The following is a 22,116-nucleotide window of genomic DNA, read 5'->3' as shown; positions in this document are numbered from 1 at the left end:
GTCTAAATAGTCAAAGTCAGGAAGGGGTGATTCTATGTTTCTAGATGGTATTTATAAAAGTTATGATGAAATAAATGTACTGCACAACTTTAATATGGAAATCAAAGATAATGAAATAACCTGTATTTTAGGTCCTTCAGGTTGTGGTAAGTCTACCTTACTTAATGTAATGGCGGGGATTATTAATCCAGATAAAGGTAGTATAAAAAATAATCATAAGAAAATCGGATATGTTTTTCAGGAGGATAGATTACTGCCATGGAAAACTGTATTTGAAAATATTAAAATTGTTAACAAAATTGCTTCGGATAATAAAATCCAAAACTTAATCGATATTGTAGGTCTGAGCAATTTTGAAAACAAATACCCTAATCAATTAAGTGGTGGCATGAGACAGAGATGTTCCATAGCCAGAGCTTTTAACTATGAATGCCAAATGCTTTTAATGGATGAGCCATTTAAATCTTTGGATTATGATTTAAGAATAAATATGGTAAAAAGCTTAATTGATATATGGCATAAATGGAAGAATTCGATTGTGTTTGTTACTCATGAAATTGATGAGGCGTTACTATTAGGGAATAGAGTTGTAGTACTTACGAAAAACCCTTGTACTGTTGAGACTGTTATAAAAATAAATACCCCACAAAATTTAAGGAGCCTAGATGATAGGGAGTTATTTGAAGTAAGGAGTAAGTTAATAAAAACTCTTTCTAAACAACAGGATAAAGGCACCTATAAAAGTGCTTAAAAATAAAAATATAAAATATAAGGAGTGTAAAACAATAATGAAAAAGGTGATTAGTCTTATTTTAATTTTAGGTTTAGCAGTAATGTTTTTAGTTGGATGTTCTTCAAAGGTTGACAATCCAAAGGTAGAAGAAGTTAAAGAACTAGAGAACTTAAGTTTAAATGTTGCTGCCCCAACTGGAGCTCCAAATTTAAGTATGATTAAAATGTTTAAAGAAAACCCTTCCTTTGGAGATCATATAGAAATAAACTATGAAACTATAAAGTCACCAGATTTATTAGCTTCTAGAATAATTTCAGGTGAAATCGATATTGCTGTAGTACCAACAAATTTAGCCGCAACTCTATATAATAGAGGTGTAGACTATAAAATTGCAGCATCAAGTGTATGGGGTGTTCTTTATTTAGTTGGAAATGAAGAAATTAATGGATGGGATGATTTAAGGGGAAAAGAAATACATACTATGGGTAGAGGTCTTACTCCGGATGTAGTTTTAAGATACCTATTAACTAGTAATGGTTTAGATCCAGAAAAAGATGTGACTTTAACTTATGTGGGTGAGGCTGCGGAGCTTGCTTCAACATTTATAGCAGGGAAAAGTGCCATATCCGTTATACCAGAACCAGCACTTTCAAATGTAATGATGAAAAAAGAGGGTACTAATATACTATTTGATTTACAAGAGGAGTGGGCTAAACTAAACAAAATCAATTCAAGTTATCCTCAAGCATCATTAATAATTAAAAGCGAGATTATTGAGAAAGATCCAGAGTTTGTACAAAACTTTTTAATGGAATATGAAAACAGCATTAAATGGTTACATTCAAATGCTCCTAAGGCAGGAGAATACAGTGAAGAACTTGAAACAGGATTATCAAAAGGAGCTGTAGTAAATGGCTTAGGAAGATCAAACATAGAGTATAGAGATATTAAGAGCGCTAAGGAATCTATAGAGAAATATTTAAACGTGCTATTTGAATATGCACCAGAAACAATAGGAGGGAAGCTTCCTGATGAAGGCTTCTATTTCCAAAAATAAAGAACCGAAGGAACCTTTATATACTCTATTGTCAGTAATTGTACTAATAATTATTTGGAATATAGCAGCTAATATAGTAGATAGAGAAATATTAATTCCATCTCCAGCAAGTACTTTAAAAGAATTAATTAGGATTATCAGCTCTCCTAACTTTATTACCTCCTTAATTAATACTTTGAAAAGGGCATTAATAGGATTTGTATTTGCCTTAGGGGCAGGGGTTAGCTTAGGGATGATGGGTGGTTTCTCAAGACCGATTTATTACCTATTAAGACCTATTATCTTAGTAAATAAAGCTGTGCCGACAATGGCTATGATTTTACTTGCACTTATCTGGCTACAGTCAGAAAAGGCACCAATTTTAGTAGGGTTTGTAGTTATATTCCCTGTTATATATGAGAGTGTTGTACAAGGGATTAGAAATGTTGATATAAAGATTGTTGAAATGATGGATATATATCATATTGGTATAATAGATAAGTTTATGGATTTATATATACCATCTATAAGTTCATATTTATACGGTGCAATGTCTTCTGCTATGGGATTGAATCTTAAAATAATAATAGCCGCAGAGGTTTTAAGTCAACCCAGAATCTCTATGGGTACAAATTTTCAAATCGAAAGGGCTAGTCTTAATACTGCTGGAGTATTTGCATGGTCTCTAATAACAATTGTATTAGCGGCAATGTTAGAACAAATAATAGAAGTAGCAAAAAAACATAAAGATTGAATAAATAATATTTATTAAAGAAACATAGTGAACAAACTGTAATACACAATAAATTCGCTTTTCATCCACATTTTAGATCGTGGTTGAAAGGCGTTGTTTTTTGTTTTAAAATGCCCTCTGAATTATTTGTTGACTATATGTGGTATAAGTGGTATATTATACTCTGTTAACGATAATGATTATCATTATTACTACTAAATAAGAACGGAGAGTGATGAGGAGTTGGGCTGCCATAGTGTTATTAATAATATAAGTAATACGGAAAAGGAAGAAATACGAATTCTATTAATCGGGAACCCTAATGTGGGTAAAAGTGTTATATTTTCAAAACTAACAGGTATGCAAGTTATGATTTCTAATTATCCAGGCACCACTGTTGACTATTCACAGGGCAAAATAAAGCATTTAGGTAAAACCGGCATTATAACAGATGTTCCAGGTATATATTCATTAGAGGCTACCTCAAGTGCTGAAGAAGTTGCAATAAAGTTTTTAGAGGAAGGCCGGCCTGATGTTATAATATGTGTGTTAGATGCAACATTCTTAGAAAGAAGCATTAATTTAGCATTTCAGGTTATGGAATATGAAATTCCAGTTGTATTTGTTTTAAACTTACTAGATATAGCTGATTCCAAAGGGATTAAAATAGATATTAAATCATTGGAAACAGAATTAGGTGCGCCTGTAATATCAACAATTGCAACAAGAAACATTGGAATTAAAGAAGTTTTACAAAAAACATGGGAGCTAGGGCAAAATGATTATTATGCACGAAGGGAAGAAGGCTTAAGTAAAGAAGAAATATGGGATAAATCAAAGGCGATTGTTAAAAAAGTTCATTTAAATTCAGTTGAATCGAGAGTATCCAAATTAGATAAATTTAGTGATTTATGTATTAATTTTTATACTGGATTACCTATTGCAATAGTTGTTTTACTATTTTGTCTAGCTATAGTTGTAGGTGGAGGTAAGGCTTTAAGGACTCTAATACTACTTCCTATATTGAATAACTGGTATGTTCCTTTAATTTCTAAGCTTATTGAAAGTATTATCTCGGAAGGTATAATTTTAAATATTCTTATTGGAGAGTATGGCATGCTAATCAAAGGAGTTGAATGGCCCTTTGCACTAATTCTACCTTATGTAGCCTTATTCTATGGAGTATTATCTGTATTAGAGGATACTGGATATTTGCCACATTTAGGTGTCATAGTGGATGGTATATTAAGGCGTATTGGTATTCAAGGGAGTAGTATAGTCCCTTTTATTATGGGTTATGGGTGCGCAATCCCAGCGATTTTGGGATCTAGGGTAGCTACATCTCAAAAAGAACGATTGATAATTTCTACTCTCGTAACATTAGCTGTTCCTTGTATTGCCCAAACTGGAGCTTTTATTGCCCTTCTAGGGAACCACTCAATGTTAGCAATTATATTTGTTTATTTAATTTCCTTTTGTTTTATTCTATTAGGCGGTATCGTACTAAACAAAATGTTAGATGGGTTTGTAAACCCAATGCTTTTAGAAATACCGTACTTGCTTGTACCAAATGCACAGGCATTATTAAAAAAGATTTGGTTTAGAGTAAGAAGCTTTATGATTGAAGCAGAACTTCCAATGGTATTAGCCGTAGGTATAGCTGCATTAGTCGCTGAGACAGGATTACTAAATTCTGTAGGTGTATTAATTCAACCATTGGTTGTCCAGTGGCTTGGACTACCTGCTGAAGCAAGTATAGCTTTAATCTTAGGAATTGTTAGAAGAGAAATGGCAGTTCTACCATTATTACAATTAAATTTAAGCACATTACAGATGGTTGTAGGCTCTGTAGTCGCATTGTTTTATCTTCCTTGCCTTTCAGTTTTTGGAATTTTAGTTAAGGAATTTAGTATAAAGGTAGCGATTCAGATTAGTATTTTTACAATTTTCACAGCTATTTTAGTGGGAGGAATTATAAATCAAAGTGTAAGTTTAATTAATGCTCTCCTCCATTAAATATGCAATAATCCGTACGGTATAAGGCCATTAGAAAGGTTTTATATCAGAAGCTACATTACTTATAATTTCAAAAGGAGTGTAATAGATAATGATGAGAAACTATAAGGTAAGAAATAAAATACTAGTAATTTTTGTTGTTACAAGCTTATTGCCATTACTACTAATAGGTTTTTTAACATATATAAAAATAAATAATTTAGAAAATATTATATTTAGTGTAATTACAATCTTTCCATTGTACGGAATGATTAGTGGAATATATTTATCAAAAGAAATAACAAATGGAATGGAAACAATAACTTTACATACAAAGCTTATTTCTAATGGTGATTTTAGTATAGATTTACCTAATGAATATCTAGATATGAAAGATGAACTAGGGGTAATGTCTAGAGGAATAGATACAATGCAAAAAGCCATGAAAAGTATCTTTATAAAGATTACTGATGCAAGTAGAGACCTAGAGAGTTCATCTGAAAAATTATTTAAGAGCTCAGATGAAACCAGTGAACTAGTAAATTCAGTAACGCAAGCTATAAAGGAAGCAGCCTCAGGGGCGGATAATCAGTTGTTTAGAACAGAAGTAAGCTCTCGAAACTTAGAAAACATGGTAAAGGATGTTAGTAAAGTTGCTCATACTTCAACTAGTATATTAAAATCTACTAATACTATAATTGACAAGACCGAAGAAGGGAGAAAAGCTGTAGATATTGCAATTGAACAAATGAACAATATTCATTTAAGTACTAATTTAACAGGGGGTGTAATTCAGGAACTTAAGAAAGACTCAGAAAAAATAAGTGAAGTGTTGAGGCTAATTTCTAATATATCAGATCAAACAAATTTATTAGCACTTAATGCTGCAATAGAAGCCGCTAGGGCAGGTGAAGCTGGCAGAGGTTTCGCTATAGTTGCAGATGAAATACGGAAACTTTCTGAACAAACCTTGAAAGCAACTGAGAAAATCAATTTGATAGTAGAAAAAATTGAAAGGAATTCAGAGAATGCTGTACAGTCAATTACTTTAAATACAAATAGCGTTGAAAAGGGAAGGGATATTATCGGAGTGGTTAATGAAACTTTTACTGGCATCTCTCATTCAATTAAAAGTACAACCTTAGAGATTAAAGAGTTAGCCACAGTAGCAGAGAAGATGACTATAGGGGTAAATGAAGTTAGCAGCTCAATAAATGAATTAGAAACTATAGCTAAAGAATTTTCAACTTTAATGCAGAATATAGAGGAATCCTCTAAAGAGGAGCAGACATTTATTTTAGGAATAAAAAGCTCTTCAGAAAACCTAGCAAAGATGTCAGATGAACTCCAACAACTAATACCAAAGTTTAAAATATAATTATCGATATATTTATGAAAAGATATAAAACTCCTCTAAGTACAGAAGAGGAGTTTTATAAGATTCGTTATATATAAAGAACAATAACTATTGTGCTTTTAAAAGATGATAGAAGCTATTGCATTGATTATAGAACTCTTCATGATCAAATGTTTTAAAAAATTCCCATTCTGGATAAAGCAACTTACAATCATTTTCCATTGCAAAGGATGATATAGATAGTTCTGGGTGAGATGGAATTATATCACCAGCATTTTTTAACTGTAATTGAAATTCTTTACCTAGTATATTATCAACAAATAAACTAAAATCCTCTTCAGAGACATTGTTTTTGCATGCAACATAGGAGGGTATAGGAATTGCACCTTCTTTTGGCCAGATTGCTTTTATTCCATTAACCCCCTTTCTAAGGGCAAAAATTGTTGGCACTATAGCGACTTCTACTTGACCAGTCATAACCTGTTGAAATGCCTGAGCTGGCATAGTAGTAATAGTAGCCCCAGATAGAAATTTCTCTACAGTTTTTTTTCCATACATATACCAGAGTGATTTCAATAAGGATCTACCTGCAGAGTTATGTATTCCACCAAATGCATATCTGTATTTAAAGTTAGGGCTTATTAAGTCTTCAAACGCTTTTGGCATTTCAGATTCTTTGACTAAATTACTGTTAACGACCATAACTAGAGGAATAACTACAAAGGGGTGAAAGTATTGTTCAGGATGAGGTATAGTAGTGTTAAATAGATGCTCATTAATAGGTAAAAGGGAAGAACTTTTTTTAAATTCATTCTGTAAATATTTAGCAATCGTTACATCTTGATATATATCTAAATCCGTTGAAACTATAATATCTCCACCTATGTTTCCGGCTTGTATATCCTCTTTAATTTTTACAGTCATTGATGAAGGTTTTCCTAAACCATAGTACTCAAAGGTGAACGGAAAATGCTTCTGTATTTTTTGTTGGGTGTTAATAAAAGCCTCTTCCATATTGCTTAATAAACATATATTATTCCAATAAACTTTATAAGACAAGGTCATTCACTCCTTTTAATGATTCTCCATTACGAATTTGTAGACGCATTTTTTCCATTTTATCATTTACTGCAATTAGTTGTTCCAATATGGCTTCTTCTTCAGATGAGCGTTCAATTATTTTACTCATACCACCGTTGCTTAGTACAATTCTTTTATTACCGTATAGAGCTAATAGTGGGTCATGGGTAGCTACTAAAACAATCTTCTCATGCTTTATTAATAAAGACATTGCCTTAATTCTATCTATACCAGCATTTTCAACCTCATCTATTAGTATAACTGGAGCTGAACTGTTTAGTGCCACATCAGTTATCATCAATGCCCTTGATTGTCCACCACTTAATTTAGTGAGGAGCTGCTGGGGTTGTATCTCTTCTCCACTTAATAAATTAGCTGTTTCAAGGGTTTTAATAGGGTTTACATTAAATTCTTTAGAAGTATGAAGTTGATTTCGTAAATTTAGAAATTCTAGTACTGGCATATCTAGAATATAGTTCATATTTTGAGAAAGGTGTGCTATTAATCTACTTCTGTATCCTACATAGAACGAATCACCAGGCTTTTCACCATCAATAAGAATTGTCCTCTTAGTTATTCCTTCACCATCGTTAAGGCATTCAATATCTTCCATTAACAATGTTTTACCTGAACCAGTTTTACCAACAATGGTATAAATTTGGCCTCTTTCAAATACGACAGACTCAACAGATTCTTTAATACCTTTTTTGTCATAGCCAGCTATTATTTCAAGTTTATTTAGCATATATTTTCCTCAACTTCCTCATTAAAAGCCATTTTATTAACTATACCTTGTTGATAACTACGGCCAATACGTATTTCCCCAACACAATAAGAGCAGTTGGCTGCAGGCATAGAGTATCTAAGCTGGTCTTCCTCTAAAGTATGAGTGGATTGACCTTTTTTCGCGATTAATTGAACTAGTCTTTGTACTCCAAAGCCAGAAAGACCGTTAACTTCCAGGATTATTGCTTTGGAATTTAAGCTAGATAGATGATATGATAATACTTCACGTTCAGCTTGAGAGACTAAATCAGATTTAGTTAGAACTAGAATATCTGCTGTTGTAACAAGGGGACCAAGCTTTTCTGGTCCTTTTATACTGCCCATACAATCTATAACGCATATATTTAAGGCCCTATTTATGAATGGAGCACAACGATTACACAGGCCTGCTGTTTCAATAAACAAATGACTTGATTTTTTCTTTATACCCCACTCAAAAATATCAATAATATTAGTAGCTAAAAAATGATCTGGGCATATATTTTGACTTAATCCTTGAATGACAGGAATATTTAATAATTTATAGTTTTGTTCATCATTACTTTCAATACAATCGATCTTACATACTGCAGGATAATCATTCTGAAGCTGTAAAAACTGTACAATATGTTTTACTACACTTGTTTTTCCAACAGCAGGGGCTCCACCAATAATAATTGTTACCATAGTATACTCCTCCTTTGAAACAATAATGAAATTCATTATTGTTTATCTGTTGTTATTATAATACAATCAAATTATAAAAAATGTATTATATAAGACATTTATAAAATAAATATATTTATATTTTTCTAGACGAGGGGGATAGAAATGAGCAATCAATTACAAAAATCCTTTCTTTTTAAGCATCTACATATTGATAAACTGACTAATATTTTTAAAGCGATTAATTATAGAACTGTAATATATGCAAAGGGTTCTTATATAGAAAACTGTGATAGAGAAATTGGTATAGTTCTTAGTGGTAAAATTGAAATACAGAAAAACCTTATAACAGGTAAAAAAATTATTATGAATAAAATAAAAGGTGGGGATGTTTTTGGCTTAGCCAATCTTTTTCAGGAAAGTGTTAGTAATGTAACGTCTTTATATGTAAAGAGTGAATCGGTTGTTATGTTTATTAATGAAGAAGGTTTATTAAAATTATTTCAATTAGATGAGAACATTCAAAGAAATTATTTAGGATATATAAGTGGGAGAATACACTTTTTAAATCAAAGGGTAGAGTGTTTTACGCAAGATAATATTGAAGAGAGAATTATTAATTATATAAAACAATTAAAAGTACAGCAAAATAATAAAAAACAAGTGACCTTAAACCTCAGTAAAAGTGAGTTAGCGGACTACTTGGGTATTAGCAGACCTTCTTTATATAGAATATTAAAAAAATTGGAAGAAGATAAATATTTAATACTTGAGGCAAATAAAATTATATTATATGATTGACAGAGAAACAATGTTGGTGCTAATATGAAAATGATTATCACTAATACTATCGGGAGGTTTTAAATTGACAAAATATGGGTTTAAAAAAGTGTTGATTTTAATGATTGTTATAGTTTTGACGTTAGGTACTGTAGTGGGCTGTAGCCCCAAAAATGAAATTGGTCAACAAACAACAGGTAATGAGAACATAGAGAAAGTAAAAATAAAAGTTACAACTCTTAAAGGTCCTACAGGGATGGGTATGGCAGAATTAATGGAAAAAAACGAGCTTGGAGAAACTGATTTAGATTATGAGTTTACTTTACTGGGAAGCCCAGATGATTTAGTAGGTAAAATTTTAAGTGGTGAGGTAGATGTAGCCGCAGTTCCAACTAATTTAGCTTTAGTATTATATAACAGGACTCAAGGAGCTATTCAATTAGCAGCTGTTAATACTCTTGGGGTACTTTATGTAGTAGAAAATGGGGCTAGCATTAATTCTGTAGAAGATTTAAGAGGTCAGTCTATATATTCTAGCGGAAAAGGTGCAACGCCGGATTTTGTATTTAATTATATTTTAAACGGGAATAACCTAACACCTGATAAAGATGTTATAATTGATTATAAATTACAGCATTCAGAGTTAGCAGCAGCATTGGTAGCAGGGGATGTTAAAATGGGACTACTTCCTCAGCCCCATGTGACTACAGCATTAATGCAAAATCCAAACCTAAGAATAGCTTTAGATATTACGGCTGAATGGAATAAGTTAACAGGAGATAGACAATTACCCATGGGGTCAATAATTGTTCAAAAGGAATTTGCTCAGAATAATAAAGAGGCTCTTAATATATTTTTGGATGAATATAAACAGTCAGTTAGTTTTGTAAATGAGAATAATGAAGAAGCTTCGGAATTAATTGAAAAATTTGAAATACTACCTAAGGCAGCCATAGCTAAAAAAGCAATTCCATTAAGCAATATTGTATACATAGATGCACAGGATGCTAAAGCATATTTAGAGGAATTTTATCAGGTACTATTTGATTTTGATCAAAAATCAATTGGGGGTAAATTACCAGATGAAGGGTATTACTACAAAAAATAAGAAATCAATTAAAAATATATGCATTTTTATATTTTGGGTTCTAATTTGGCAGATAACTCATGTGATTATTGGAAGGGACATTTATGTCCCTTCTCCATTTAACGTATTTTTAAGCTTGAGACAATTAGTTTTGCAGCCTTACTTTTGGAGATCTATTACTTTCTCCATATATAGAGTATTAAGTGGACTCGCTTGGTCAATTCTTTTAGGAATTACTATTGGAATAATCTCTGCTATGAATGAACATGTGCATGACATAATAAATCCACTTATTATTGTTATAAAATCAACTCCAGTTATATCCTTTATTATCCTTGCTGTAATATGGCTTAGCTCCTCAAATGTACCTATATTTATATGTTTCCTGTTGTGTTTTCCAATAATTTGGACTAATGTAGTTACGGGAATAAGGAATGTAGATATAAAACTTTTAGAGATGGCTAAGATGTACGGTATTAAAAGATTAACTGTAATAAGAAAGATCTATCTTCCATCAATCATTCCATATGTATCTGCTGCCTGTTTAACGGCAGTGGGGTTAGGGTGGAAGGCAAGTGTAGCAGCAGAGGTCCTAAGTCTCCCCAGAAATGGAATAGGTAGTTACGTCCATAGTGCTAAGGTTTATTTAGACACTAATGAATTATTTGCCTGGACATCCGTAGTAATAATACTAAGTGTTGTATTTGAAATTATGTTAAATAAACTAATCAAAAAGTCCACTTCTAACGGCTTTTGTACGGTTAATAATTCTTATAAAAGGGATGATTATAGTGAAGCTACAAGTAAAGAATCTGCATAAGAGTTATGGGAACCTTCAAGTTATTTCTAATTTTAATATAGATTTTTCATCTGACGGAATCCATTGTCTATTTGGTCCCTCAGGTTGTGGAAAAACAACATTAATAAATACCCTAGTTGGGCTTTGCTCATATGAAAAAGGTAATATTATTGGGTTTAAGGATAAAAGGATTTCATATATTTTTCAAGAAGACAGATTATTACCTTGGGCTACTATAGAAGAAAATATTAAGTTTGTGTTAGAGAATATAGAAAAGAGAAAAATAGATGAAATAGTGGATAAGTATTTATCCCTTGTGGATTTAATTGATTTTAAAAAATGTTATCCCAATGAATTAAGTGGTGGAATGAGGCAACGGGTTTCAATCGCTAGAGCATTCGCATATGATGGTGATATTTTGATAATGGATGAGCCTTTTAAGGGTTTACACTTTGATATTAAGAAAGTATTAATAGATTATATTATAGACTATTGGTACGAGAAAAAAAATGTAGTTATTTATATAACCCATGACATTGATGAGGTTTTGTATATGGCAAATCACATACATGTGTTATCTGGTATACCACTAAAGATACAAAAACAATTTACTATAGACATTCCTCATAATGATAGGGATGATGTGAATACAATGAATAAATATCGACTATTATTAGTGTAACTTGAATTATAACATTAACAAAATTTGCTATATAATATTGACAGCTCTATAACTAAAATGTAATATACAATAATAAATATTCTCATTAAAACATAAGTAAGCTTGGAGTGATTATTATTCTAAATTATCATATGCAAAATAAAGAAGTACATAGATTAAATAATAAAATTAAAGAATTAGAAGATAAACTAAGTGAGCAGTCCTTTCTTGTAAATATGACAAATTTATTAATGCGAGATGGAGATTTGAACACTACTATTAAAAGCACATTACAGCTTGCTATGGAAATTACTAATAGTGAGGCTGGTTGTCTATTTATGATAGAAACTAGTAGTTATAAAGTAAAAGCTGTGGAAATTAACGGGCAAATATCTGAGGAACTAGTTAAGGCTTTCAGTAAACTAAATAACATATTATCTAAGCAGCAATTAAATAGAATTGTTGAAGTGAATAAAAAAAATGAGTATTTTCACAGGTTTTATAAGTTAGATGAAAAACTAGAATCATTTATTTTTCTACCATTGGTAGTTGAAACCGACCCTATAGGATACGCAGTTGTAATGCATAGACATGAGGATAATGATAACCATTCTAGTAGCTATTCTGTCAGAGATCAAATAAATCTAAAAATATTCTCTCATCAGGCAGCATTGTTACTAGATAATATTCGAAAGAATATAGAGCGTAAAAAAAAGGAATTATATTTAAAAACAATTAGCAGTTTAGTAGCAGCTATAGATGCAAAGGATATATATACTCAAAATCACTCCTCTAGAGTAGCAATGATAACTGTTGAATTCGCAAAGTTTCTTGATTTTACAGAAGAAATGGTTGAACTAATTCATTATGGGGCAATTCTACACGATGTTGGAAAAATAGGTATTTCTGATGTAATTTTAAACAAAAATACTGCTTTAACTGATGAGGAATATGGGATAATAAAAGAACATCCAATAAAAGGTGTTAACATATTAAAACCTATGGATCTGAATAAAGGCATTGTAGATGTAATCAAATATCATCATGAAAGATATGATGGAAATGGCTATCCAGATAGGTTAAAAGGAGAGGAAATCCCTCTAACTGCTAGAATTGTTAGTATAGTGGATGCATGGGATGCAATGACAAGTAGTAGAGCTTATAGAAAAGGTTTATTAAAGGAAGAGGCTATAGGTGAATTAATAAAATGTAAAGGAACGCAATTTGATCCACATTTAGTAGATGAGTTTTTAAAACTATTATATAAAAATCCATTATATTAAGAGTTGAAAAGGTTACATATAAACATATGAAAATATTTAGCTAAAAACACTAAGACTGAATAGTGTTTTTTTACATTTAAGTATTAGGAAGGAGAAGTCCCTAAGTTTATAGAAAATAAAAATAACATATTGACATTTTAGGAACAGGGTGATACCATTTAATTAATGATAATGAAAACTAATATCATTAGATAAAGGAGTAATTCTATGAAATTGGTAAATATTAATTTATGTGTAGATATAAACGAAGAAATAACAGAGAATAATTGTAGCTGTACTGATTGTAGTTGCCATCAGTCCGGAGGTTGTGGCTGTAGTAACTAGAACTTATAAGAGGTTTTACATAGTTAATATAAGTATAAACCACTAAACTATACTCCCCCCTTTTTTGTTTATAGATAGTGGTTACAATATTAAAAGCGACAGTGAACTTAGAATATAGGTTTAATGTCGCTTGTTTTTATAAAACACCGCTTAAGAAGGTAAGTTTTGTTTTATTTTAATATCTTTATTTGGATGGGTCATTATAAAGCCATTTTTAATCTCAATTTCACTTCTATTTCTTCCATTCTTCTTTGCTATATATAAGGCGTTATCAGCTCGTTTATATATCGTATCTGTTGTATCATTTTCATGTAATTGGGTTACCCCGAGACTAATAGTTATTTGTCCAACCTGGTGAAAATTGTGTTGAGATACAATATTTCTAATCTTTTCTGCAAAACTAAAACCATCATTAATGTCACAATTAGTTAATACTATTGCAAATTCTTCGCCACCAATTCTAGCTAAAATATCACTTTTTCTAATGTTTGAGTTAACTAATTTAGCCAAGTCTTTTAGTATAATATCCCCTACATCATGACCATAGGTATCATTAACGTTTTTAAACCGATCAATATCTAGTATAACTAGAGATAGCTTAGAGGGGTACCTATTGAATTTTTCTATTTCCTTTAACAAATATTCATTAAAAAAGCGCCTGTTAAATATTCCTGTTAGATCATCATAATTCACTAAATATTCCAGGGTATCTTTGACATACTTCTTAATTAAATAAATTATAAAGATGCCAAATATCAAATTTATGGTTAACATAAAAAAACTATTATCAAGTTTTGCGACTTTGTTTTGTGAAGTTTGTTGATATATATAAACAAGATTGTTTGATCTAACCCAAGCTAATTCGCTCAACTCAATTATAATACTTGAATTAGTTGATGTTGGGTTAGTCCTATATGTATACATTGCTTCACTTAGGGAAATCCAGGTTTCTTCAAGTTGAGTTAAGTATAATAAAAGTTCATCATTTTTATCATAGACTCTATATTTATTATTTTGAAAATCACTAATGATAGTGTTAATATTACCAATTAATAGATCATCCTGAATACCATTTAGTTCCAGTTGAGTAGAACGTTGAATAGAACCTCTAATTATTCCTAATTTGTTTATTATTTCTGCATCAGCTTTAATTGTATGTGTTATATACATAGTGTATAATCCATTACTGCCGATTAGTATAAGTAAGCAAAAAAGAACAACTGTTAAAATTGTAGATCTCTTTTTCAAAACAGTCAAAATTATACACATCCTCTACAAGGTTTATAAGGAAATTATATTTGAAATATAGGTAAAAAACAACAGTTTCAATTTATACTTGTTTATAAAATTGTGATATATATCATATAACTATATATATTTGAGTGTTATATTTAAATTATCATTGGCAGGATAAATAAAACAAATATGGGAGGAATAAAAATGTCAAAAATATTAGGAAACGAAGTTCCACAGGAAGTTATAGAATTTATAAATAATGAGGAAGCGTTTTATATTTTGGCAACAATAAATAGTGAAACTGGATTTCCACATACTACACCTATAAATTTAGTTAAATCTACAACTCCATCAACTTTAAATGCATGTATAGCAACTGGGCATCAGGACTATGAAAATATTAAAAAGGATAAAAGAGCAATGATTTCCTTACTAGGCGCAGGGGATATAGCTATAAGTATTAAAGGGGAAGGATTTATAGTGAAGGAAAAAATGGAAGGTAATGAATTTATGGCTGGTATAAAAATAAATGTATTAGAAGTTAAAAATGATACAACTGCTCTAGTGAAAATTGAGCAGGGTATACAAGTAACACAGAGATCACAAAAAACACCTCAGTTATTCAGAGTACTTTATGATGAATTGGCAGCCCTATAATAATTAACTATAAATACTTAAAATATTAATATAAAATAGAGAGCCCTGGGCTCTCTATTTTATATTATAGCATTAGTAAACATGCTAGTTTAGTCTTTTTATTAGATTATTTTGTGTGCAAATATCTAAATCTATAATTTTTTCGCCTGTTGGAAAAACTATAGTAGCAATATGCTTATCTATACTCTTTATTTTTCCAATCCCAAACTTTTTATGATCTATTTTAGCATTTTCATAAATGGTTTTTAGCTTTGAACTGTCATTTATATTTAATATACCTTCGATTTCTTTTACAAACAGGGATTTATTAGCCATATTAGAGTTTTTATATAATAAAGAGAGGAAAAACAATTTTTCTTTGGCTCTTGTTATAGCGACGTACATTAATCTTCTTTCTTCCTCTAGCTCATCAAAGCTTTTTTCATCTTTAGCTTTTTTTATACTACTATAGTTTGGAAAAATATCTTCTACTATATCAACTACATATACATTATCAAATTCTAATCCTTTGGCTGAATGTACTGTTGAGAGTGTTATATTAGCATCTTTATTATAGCTTGATCTTTTAAGAAGAAGCTCTAATTCATTTAGTTTAGTTTTTACTTCTCTTATATTTTCTACATCTACTGTTATTAATTTAAAAGTACCTAATATATTTTTAAAATTCCCCAAGGAGTTGCTATTATTTTTAGAATGCCTTTTAAGGTAATTTTCATAGCCAAGTTGGTTTTCAATTATTTTAATAAATCGTTCACCGTCGGAAATTTTAAGGGCATTAAAATTAGATTTTACTTTAATAATATTAATTTTTTGCAAATCAGTTAAATTAGGATAAGAAAGCATTATATTAAATATGTTTTTCTGTGGATATGAGTTATTTTTAGCATAGGTCAAAATTTCTTTAGAGAGATAGCTGTTTGTCTTATAGTAAATATTAAAGAAACTGTTAATGTCTGAGGGGTCTATGGCTACATTTATGAAATTTAATATATCTTGTATTATCCAATGCTTAAAAAATTTATTTTTAAAGTCCTTTATATAAAAATTGAAACCATTTTTATTTAGTTGATCCATTAAATATATAGCTGATTGATTGTTTCTAAATAATATGGCGGTAGAATCATTTACCGAAGTTGATTTTAATTTATCTATAATAAACTCTATTTGTTTAACTTCATCCTCACTATATATAACCTCTGGATTTACTAATTCACTTTTTTCTGTAAAAATAGTTTTTTTGTATCGTTTTTCATTTTGTTTAATAAAAGAGTTAGCAAGGTTTATAATATTTTCTGTACTTCTGAAATTTTGCTCCATAAAATATGATTTAGTATTATTAAATTGTTTAGGGAAGTTTAACATTATCTCAGGTTTTGTTCCTCTAAACCTGTAAATTGATTGATCATCATCACCTACAAAAACTATGTTGTTTTTAGGGTAGGCTAGTAGCTTGATTATTTCGAATTGAATAGGGCTAGTATCTTGAGCTTCATCAACTTGTATATAGCTATACTTATTTCTAAGATAATCTAATAACTTCGGATTATTTAACAATATTTCATAGGATATAGTTAGCATATCGTCATAATCAATCAAATTGTTTTGGCTTTTAAATTGTTCATATTCCAAATATATTTCTTTAAAAGATGTAAAGGTAATATCATGATTTATAAAATCAGTTTCTTTAATCATCATATTTTTAACGTAACCGATATTATTTATTAACTCTTCTAATTGATCTTCAGTAATATATTCATTTAGATATTTAAAGGCTATTTGCCTAAGAATCCTATATTTATTTAGAGTATCATTCTCTTTATTCTTATCTTTTTCGTCCTCTATTAGAGAGAAACTTCGACCGGTTCTTTTAGAATATATGTACAGGATTCTGTATGTAAAGGAGTGTATAGTTGAAAACTCAACATTATTGGATCCTATATCATTTCCAAAGAGTTCATTAAATCTATTTTTCATATCCTTAGCTGAAGCTTTGGAAAAAGTCATTGTTAGGATAGTCTCAGGAGCTATTCCATAGTTAAAAATTAAATTACCAATTCGAGACACAATACTCGTAGTTTTTCCTGCTCCAGCAACGGCTAATACAACAGCAGGGCCATTAATATGATTTACTACTTGTTCTTGTTGTGCATTTAATTTCAAACCATATTTAGTTTTAAAGCTATTAAAATCATTCATTTAATCACCTAACTTATACCATTAATTTTTATTAACTATATATAGAATACCATAATATTTAAATGTTTTTGATATTGAATATTTATCACTATAAAAGGTGTTTGTCGATTAATACAAATACGTGACTATAACTATATTTTGACTAAAATACCAAAATATGATAAAATGTTAGAAATTTAAGAATATTTAGAATATATTGAAAATATCTATTAAAAATAGTATTTAAAATGAATTGGGTTAACAATTAAGCTTGAGGGGGATGGAGATGAGGATTGTTGTTTTGATCAAACAAGTTCCGGACATGGAGAAAGTAAAGTTCAATAGTGAAAAAGGTATTGTTGATAGGGCTTCGGCTGGTACGGAGATAAATCCATTTGATTTAAATGCCTTAGAAGCGGCTTTAGTTATTAAGGAAATCATTGGTGCAGAGGTTGTTGCCTTAACTATGGGACCACCCAAAGCAGAGGAAGCGCTAAGGGAAGCTATAGCTAGGGGTGCTGATAAAGCCGTATTAATTAGTGATAAATATTTTGGAGGATCAGATACAAAAGCCACATCTCATGTGATTTCCTCAGGAATAAAGAGATTAGGGAATTTTCATCTAATTATCGCAGGTGAAAAAACTGTTGATGGGGATACAGGTCAGGTTGGAGCTCAAGTATCAGACTATTTAGATATACCTTATATTACATATGTAAGTCGAATAGAAGAAGTTAGTGAAAGTGTCATTAGATCAGTTTCGGAAATATGGGGCGGAGAGTATTTAAAAGAAATGAAATTACCTGGGCTTATAACTGTAACTAAAGATATAAATACTCCTAGATTACCTTCATTTAAACAGAAAATGGCTTCACGTAAAGCTGAAATTATAAGGCTTAGTTATGAGGATCTAAAGGAGTACTTCTCATCAGATGAGGTCGGTATAAAGGGTTCTCCTACATGGGTAAGTAAAATTGAGGTGCCAGAAGTGATTAAAAGGGAGGGTAAGATTTATAGAGATGACATAGACGCTGGTTTGGAAACTATATTACATATTATTGCAGAAGAAAGAATTTAAATTGGTGGTGAGAAGATGAACATTAGCGAGTATAAAGGGATTTTAGTATTTGCAGAACAGAAGGATGGGATTATACATAAGGTAAGCTACGAGCTATTAAACAAAGCGTCCCAATTATCTAAGGAACTAAAGGCACCAATATATAGTATAGTGCTTGGACCTAATAACATGAAAGTAGATGAGCTTATCTACAGGGGCGCACAGGAGGTTTTTTATGTAGAAGGGGATGAATTTAACGAGCCTCAGGAGCTCCTTTACAAAGAAAATATAGTAGCTTTTATAAAAAAATTAAAACCTGAAATATGTTTATTTGGTGCTACCTCATTTGGAAGGTCCTTGGCACCTAGAATAGCTAGTGGATTAGGAACTGGATTAACTGCAGATTGTACGGATTTGATAATAGATAGTGATCGTAAATTAGTACAGATAAGGCCTGCCTTTAGTGATAATATTTTAGCACATATAAAAACCAAGACTTATCCGCAAATGGCAACTATTAGATATAAAGAATTTGAAGAGGCAGAGAGAAATATAGGGGCTATAGGAAAGGTAACAAAAATAGAATCTGTTGACTATAAAAATAATCTTATTAAAGTTATTAAAGAAATAAAAAGTGATACTACTGATATTACTGAAGCTGAAGTTGTAGTGGCTGGGGGAAGAGGAGTAAATACAACAGAAGGGTTTAACATGTTAGAAGAGTTAGCACGATTATTAGGGGGTGTAGTTGGGGCTAGTAGGACTGTTGTTGAAGAAGGATATATATCAAGTAGCCAGCAAGTAGGCTATAGTGGCAATCGAGTTAAACCCAAATTATATATAGCCTGTGGAATTTCTGGGGCTCCACAGCACATAGCAGGAATGAAGGAGTCCTTAAATATAGTTGCTATTAATACTGATCCTTCAGCACCTATATTTAATATTGCTAATGTTGGGATTGTAGGAGATATTTATGAAATTTTACCAAAGCTAATTAAAAAATTAAGTAGTCGAGTATGTGAAGCTTAAAAGTATAAGAGATATTATTAAAGGTATTTATGGGGGGATATACAATGAATGCAGGTGTAGTTGGAACTTTAAGGAAACTAATTGGTGAGGATTGGGTGTTAGATAATCTGGAGCAGACAAAGGGATATTTATATGACCAAACTGAAGAGTTAATACGGCCAAGGGCTGCGGAGGATTCAATAGTTGTAAAACCAGGTAATACAAAAGAAGTATCAGAAATACTAAAGTATGCAAATGAAGTAAAGATACCAATTGTACCTAGAGGTGGTGGTACAGGGCTTTGTGGAGCTGCAATACCTACAAAAAGTAGTATTATACTCTCCGATGAAAGGTTAAACAAAACTATTGAGGTTGATGAGCTAAATTTAATGGTGACATGTGATGCTGGGGTGACATTAGCAGCTCTTCTAGAGAAATTAAAGGAATACGATAATCTATTTTTTCCTGTACACCCGGGAGATGAGGGAGCACATATAGGTGGAATGGTAGTACAAAATGCTGGGGGTGCTAAGGCTGTTAGACATGGGATTATGAGAAATCATATTAAAGGCCTAGAAGTTGTATTTCCAACAGGAGAAATTACAAATTTAGGCGGTAAACTTATAAAAAATAATTCTGGATTAGACTTACTGCATTTGATGATCGGCAGTGAAGGTATATTAGGTATAGTTACAAAAGTTATATTAAAGCTATATCCAGAGCCAAAGTATAGTGGAACATTATTAGTATCATTTAATAACAGAGAGGATGCAATTGCAGTAGTACCGCAAATTCTTCAACGGGGTATCATTCCCTTGGCAATAGAGTATATGGAACGGGATGTAGCATTAGAATCAGCGGAGCATATAGGCGCAAAATGGCCTGCAGTGGATGGATCTGTTGATGTAATTATTATTCTTTCTGAAGATAAAGAGGATACCTTATATGAAAAAAGTGAGGAGATAGTAGAAATATGCGACAGTAACAATGCAGTATATACATCTATAGCTGAGTCTGCAAGGGAGCAAAATACGATTTTAGCAGTAAGAAGTAATGTTTATACAGCTGTTAAGCATAATGCTGTTGATGGGTTAGATATGGCAGTTCCTATAGGTTCAATACCAGATTTTATGAGAGAAATATTTAGATTAGCTGATAGATATGGGGCTAAAACTCCTTCAGTTGGTCATGCTGGTGACGGAAATATTCATAATTTTATTATGAGAGAAAATGGAGAAATTCCGCCATATTATGAAGAATTAAAAGAAGAAATGTATAAAACTGCCGTTAAGTATGGGGGTACAATAACTGCAGAGCACGGAATAGGTAAAACAAGAGTACCAAATCTAGCTTTACAGCTAAGCCATAAGGAGATAGAGCTAATTAAAGCTATAAAGAAGGCCTTTGACCCTAATGGTATTTTAAATCCTGGTACTGTTGTAAATATAGAATAATTAATAAAAGGGTGGGGGATTTATGAAAAAAGGTGAAGTATCGGGGATACCAGCATTTTTTGCAGTCGCGTTCGTATGGTTTACAACACATTTTGGAGGTGGGTTTGCCTCAGGGCGACAATTAATTCAGTTTTTTGTGAGATATGGTTGGTATGCATTGTTTACTCCAGTTATTGCAATTCTTCTAAATGCAATCGTATTTTATTATGCATGGGAATATAGTGTAGAACATAAAAAGTTCCAATATAAAAGTTGGTGTGACTCTTTCTATAGGCCCCACGAGAAAATTTTTTCAAATTTATATGAACTAGTTTTTAATCTAACACTAGTTACTGCTACTGCTGTAGCATTTGCTACTGGTGGGGCTACAATGACTAAAGTCCTTGGGACACCATATATTGTAAATACCGCTATTATTGCTATTATTATGTTAGTCCTTACAATATTCGGGGCGGACGTCATTAGATCCGTTGCATCTTGGGTTGCGATTGTTATAATACTAGGACTTTTAATCATTTATGGAACAAACTTTTTTGTCGTACTTCCAAATTTAAAGGATGTACTTAGTGCTCCTCCGGCCCCTTATGGATTTTTACCAGCATTATGGGAAGCTATTAAATATACCAGTTTACAAGCAGCAGTAGTAGGGACATATATTGCAGTAGCAGATGTATTGAAAAATAAAAGTGATATTAAAAAAGCAGCCATAACAGGATTTTTACTAAATGCAGTTATTATTACCTTAGCCTCGGCTGTAATATTAAGTCATTACCCAACTATTTTGACCGAAGCAGTACCAGTTATTTATGTTTTAAATAATGGTATAGGTGGTAGTATTGGAGAAATGCTTGTTTCACTTTTAATTTTTCTAGGTGTAATTTCAACAGGTGTGAATTTAATTTACGGGGGTACTAAGAGAATATTAAGTGTATATACTAAAGATGGAGTAAAGGAGGATAATAGGAAAAAAGACATTATCGCCTCTTCTATTTATGTACTAATAACATGGGGGATAGCATTATTTGGTTTAATACCACTAATTGCAAAGGGATATAGTTATATATCATATATAGCATTGCCAGTAGTTGTAATTCCAATAATTTATAAGGGCATTACAAGAAAAAGAAATGTTCAAGAAGTTCCTTCTACTAATTAGGAGATGTAGTATTTAGTATAGGTATTTAATATTAAATCATAAAAAAATGTAACAGGTCATAAGTATTTAATATC

At 31.1% G+C, this 22,116-nt stretch carries 20 protein-coding genes; 15 read left to right on the top strand and 5 right to left on the bottom strand.

Annotated elements, in window-relative coordinates; all coding sequences use genetic code 11:
- The first annotated feature begins 34 nt into the window (after positions 1 to 34).
- The 5 genes from HZR23_RS02620 (at position 35) to HZR23_RS02600 (ending at position 5,875) form a co-directional block, all read left to right on the top strand.
- Positions 35 to 751, top strand: coding sequence for an ABC transporter ATP-binding protein (locus tag HZR23_RS02620; protein WP_132849309.1), 717 nt, complete (start codon positions 35 to 37; stop codon positions 749 to 751).
- Between the two features lie 37 nt (positions 752 to 788).
- On the top strand, positions 789 to 1,790 hold the full coding sequence (locus tag HZR23_RS02615) for an ABC transporter substrate-binding protein (protein ID WP_132849310.1): 1,002 nt from the start codon (positions 789 to 791) through the stop codon (positions 1,788 to 1,790).
- On the top strand, positions 1,765 to 2,523 hold the full coding sequence (locus tag HZR23_RS02610) for an ABC transporter permease (RefSeq protein WP_132849311.1): 759 nt from the start codon (positions 1,765 to 1,767) through the stop codon (positions 2,521 to 2,523). The genes HZR23_RS02615 and HZR23_RS02610 overlap by 26 nt, the downstream gene beginning before the upstream one ends.
- A gap of 222 nt (positions 2,524 to 2,745) precedes the next feature.
- Positions 2,746 to 4,518 carry a ferrous iron transporter B gene (locus tag HZR23_RS02605; RefSeq protein WP_243098263.1) on the top strand — a complete coding sequence of 591 codons (1,773 nt, stop codon included), beginning with the start codon at positions 2,746 to 2,748 and terminating at the stop codon, positions 4,516 to 4,518.
- Positions 4,519 to 4,609: 91 nt separating this feature from the next.
- Complete coding sequence (locus tag HZR23_RS02600; RefSeq protein WP_132849312.1) at positions 4,610 to 5,875, top strand: methyl-accepting chemotaxis protein; 1,266 nt, start codon at positions 4,610 to 4,612, stop codon at positions 5,873 to 5,875.
- Positions 5,876 to 5,962: 87 nt separating this feature from the next.
- On the opposite strand, the gene HZR23_RS02595 is transcribed toward HZR23_RS02600, so the two are convergent.
- From HZR23_RS02595 to HZR23_RS02585, 3 genes are read right to left on the bottom strand one after another with little or no spacing between them, the layout of a single operon-like run.
- Positions 5,963 to 6,913: an ABC transporter substrate-binding protein gene (locus HZR23_RS02595; protein ID WP_165913742.1), complete on the bottom strand. Its 951-nt coding sequence runs from the start codon at positions 6,911 to 6,913 to the stop codon at positions 5,963 to 5,965.
- Positions 6,903 to 7,679, bottom strand: a complete 777-nt coding sequence (locus HZR23_RS02590) for an ATP-binding cassette domain-containing protein (protein WP_132849314.1) — start codon at positions 7,677 to 7,679, stop codon at positions 6,903 to 6,905. The genes HZR23_RS02595 and HZR23_RS02590 overlap by 11 nt, the downstream gene beginning before the upstream one ends.
- Positions 7,673 to 8,386 (bottom strand): GTP-binding protein, encoded by a 714-nt coding sequence (locus tag HZR23_RS02585; protein WP_132849315.1) that lies wholly within the window; start codon positions 8,384 to 8,386, stop codon positions 7,673 to 7,675. Before HZR23_RS02585 ends, HZR23_RS02590 begins: the two co-directional genes overlap by 7 nt.
- Before the next feature lie 144 nt (positions 8,387 to 8,530).
- Here HZR23_RS02585 and HZR23_RS02580 point away from each other — a divergent pair, with 144 nt between their 5' ends.
- From HZR23_RS02580 to HZR23_RS02560, 5 genes are all read left to right on the top strand, one after another.
- Complete coding sequence (locus HZR23_RS02580) at positions 8,531 to 9,166, top strand: Crp/Fnr family transcriptional regulator (protein WP_132849316.1); 636 nt, start codon at positions 8,531 to 8,533, stop codon at positions 9,164 to 9,166.
- Between the two features lie 64 nt (positions 9,167 to 9,230).
- A complete protein-coding gene (locus tag HZR23_RS02575; protein ID WP_243098264.1) occupies positions 9,231 to 10,253 on the top strand; it encodes an ABC transporter substrate-binding protein in 1,023 nt (340 codons plus the stop codon).
- Complete coding sequence (locus tag HZR23_RS02570) at positions 10,228 to 11,052, top strand: ABC transporter permease (RefSeq protein ID WP_132849317.1); 825 nt, start codon at positions 10,228 to 10,230, stop codon at positions 11,050 to 11,052. Before HZR23_RS02575 ends, HZR23_RS02570 begins: the two co-directional genes overlap by 26 nt.
- Complete coding sequence (locus tag HZR23_RS02565) at positions 11,024 to 11,713, top strand: ABC transporter ATP-binding protein (protein ID WP_165913743.1); 690 nt, start codon at positions 11,024 to 11,026, stop codon at positions 11,711 to 11,713. Before HZR23_RS02570 ends, HZR23_RS02565 begins: the two co-directional genes overlap by 29 nt.
- 131 nt (positions 11,714 to 11,844) lie before the next feature.
- Positions 11,845 to 12,975, top strand: coding sequence for an HD domain-containing phosphohydrolase (locus HZR23_RS02560; RefSeq protein WP_165913744.1), 1,131 nt, complete (start codon positions 11,845 to 11,847; stop codon positions 12,973 to 12,975).
- 474 nt (positions 12,976 to 13,449) lie between these two features.
- Here HZR23_RS02560 and HZR23_RS02555 read toward each other — a convergent pair whose 3' ends face one another.
- Entirely contained in the window at positions 13,450 to 14,469 is a 1,020-nt protein-coding gene (locus HZR23_RS02555; protein ID WP_213050312.1) for a GGDEF domain-containing protein, read from the bottom strand.
- Positions 14,470 to 14,739: 270 nt separating this feature from the next.
- On the opposite strand from HZR23_RS02555, the gene HZR23_RS02550 reads away from it, so the two are divergent.
- Entirely contained in the window at positions 14,740 to 15,192 is a 453-nt protein-coding gene (locus tag HZR23_RS02550) for a pyridoxamine 5'-phosphate oxidase family protein (RefSeq protein WP_165913746.1), read from the top strand.
- An 84-nt stretch (positions 15,193 to 15,276) separates the two neighbouring features.
- On the opposite strand, the gene HZR23_RS02545 is transcribed toward HZR23_RS02550, so the two are convergent.
- On the bottom strand, positions 15,277 to 17,388 hold the full coding sequence (locus HZR23_RS02545; protein ID WP_132849322.1) for an ATP-dependent helicase: 2,112 nt from the start codon (positions 17,386 to 17,388) through the stop codon (positions 15,277 to 15,279).
- A gap of 265 nt (positions 17,389 to 17,653) precedes the next feature.
- Between HZR23_RS02545 and HZR23_RS02540 the strand changes: the two genes are divergently transcribed.
- From HZR23_RS02540 to HZR23_RS02525, 4 genes are read left to right on the top strand one after another with little or no spacing between them, the layout of a single operon-like run.
- Entirely contained in the window at positions 17,654 to 18,445 is a 792-nt protein-coding gene (locus HZR23_RS02540) for an electron transfer flavoprotein subunit beta/FixA family protein (protein ID WP_132849323.1), read from the top strand.
- A 15-nt stretch (positions 18,446 to 18,460) separates the two neighbouring features.
- Positions 18,461 to 19,453, top strand: a complete 993-nt coding sequence (locus HZR23_RS02535; protein WP_132849324.1) for an electron transfer flavoprotein subunit alpha/FixB family protein — start codon at positions 18,461 to 18,463, stop codon at positions 19,451 to 19,453.
- Between the two features lie 44 nt (positions 19,454 to 19,497).
- Positions 19,498 to 20,886, top strand: a complete 1,389-nt coding sequence (locus HZR23_RS02530; RefSeq protein WP_132849325.1) for an FAD-binding oxidoreductase — start codon at positions 19,498 to 19,500, stop codon at positions 20,884 to 20,886.
- Between the two features lie 22 nt (positions 20,887 to 20,908).
- Entirely contained in the window at positions 20,909 to 22,042 is a 1,134-nt protein-coding gene (locus HZR23_RS02525; RefSeq protein ID WP_132849326.1) for a YkvI family membrane protein, read from the top strand.
- Positions 22,043 to 22,116 lie beyond the last annotated feature (74 nt).

The organism is Serpentinicella alkaliphila (genome assembly GCF_018141405.1).
Classification (GTDB): domain Bacteria; phylum Bacillota; class Clostridia; order Peptostreptococcales; family Natronincolaceae; genus Serpentinicella; species Serpentinicella alkaliphila.
The sequence above is the reverse complement of the archived record's forward strand: the minus strand, read 5'-3'. Positions and strand labels throughout refer to the sequence as shown.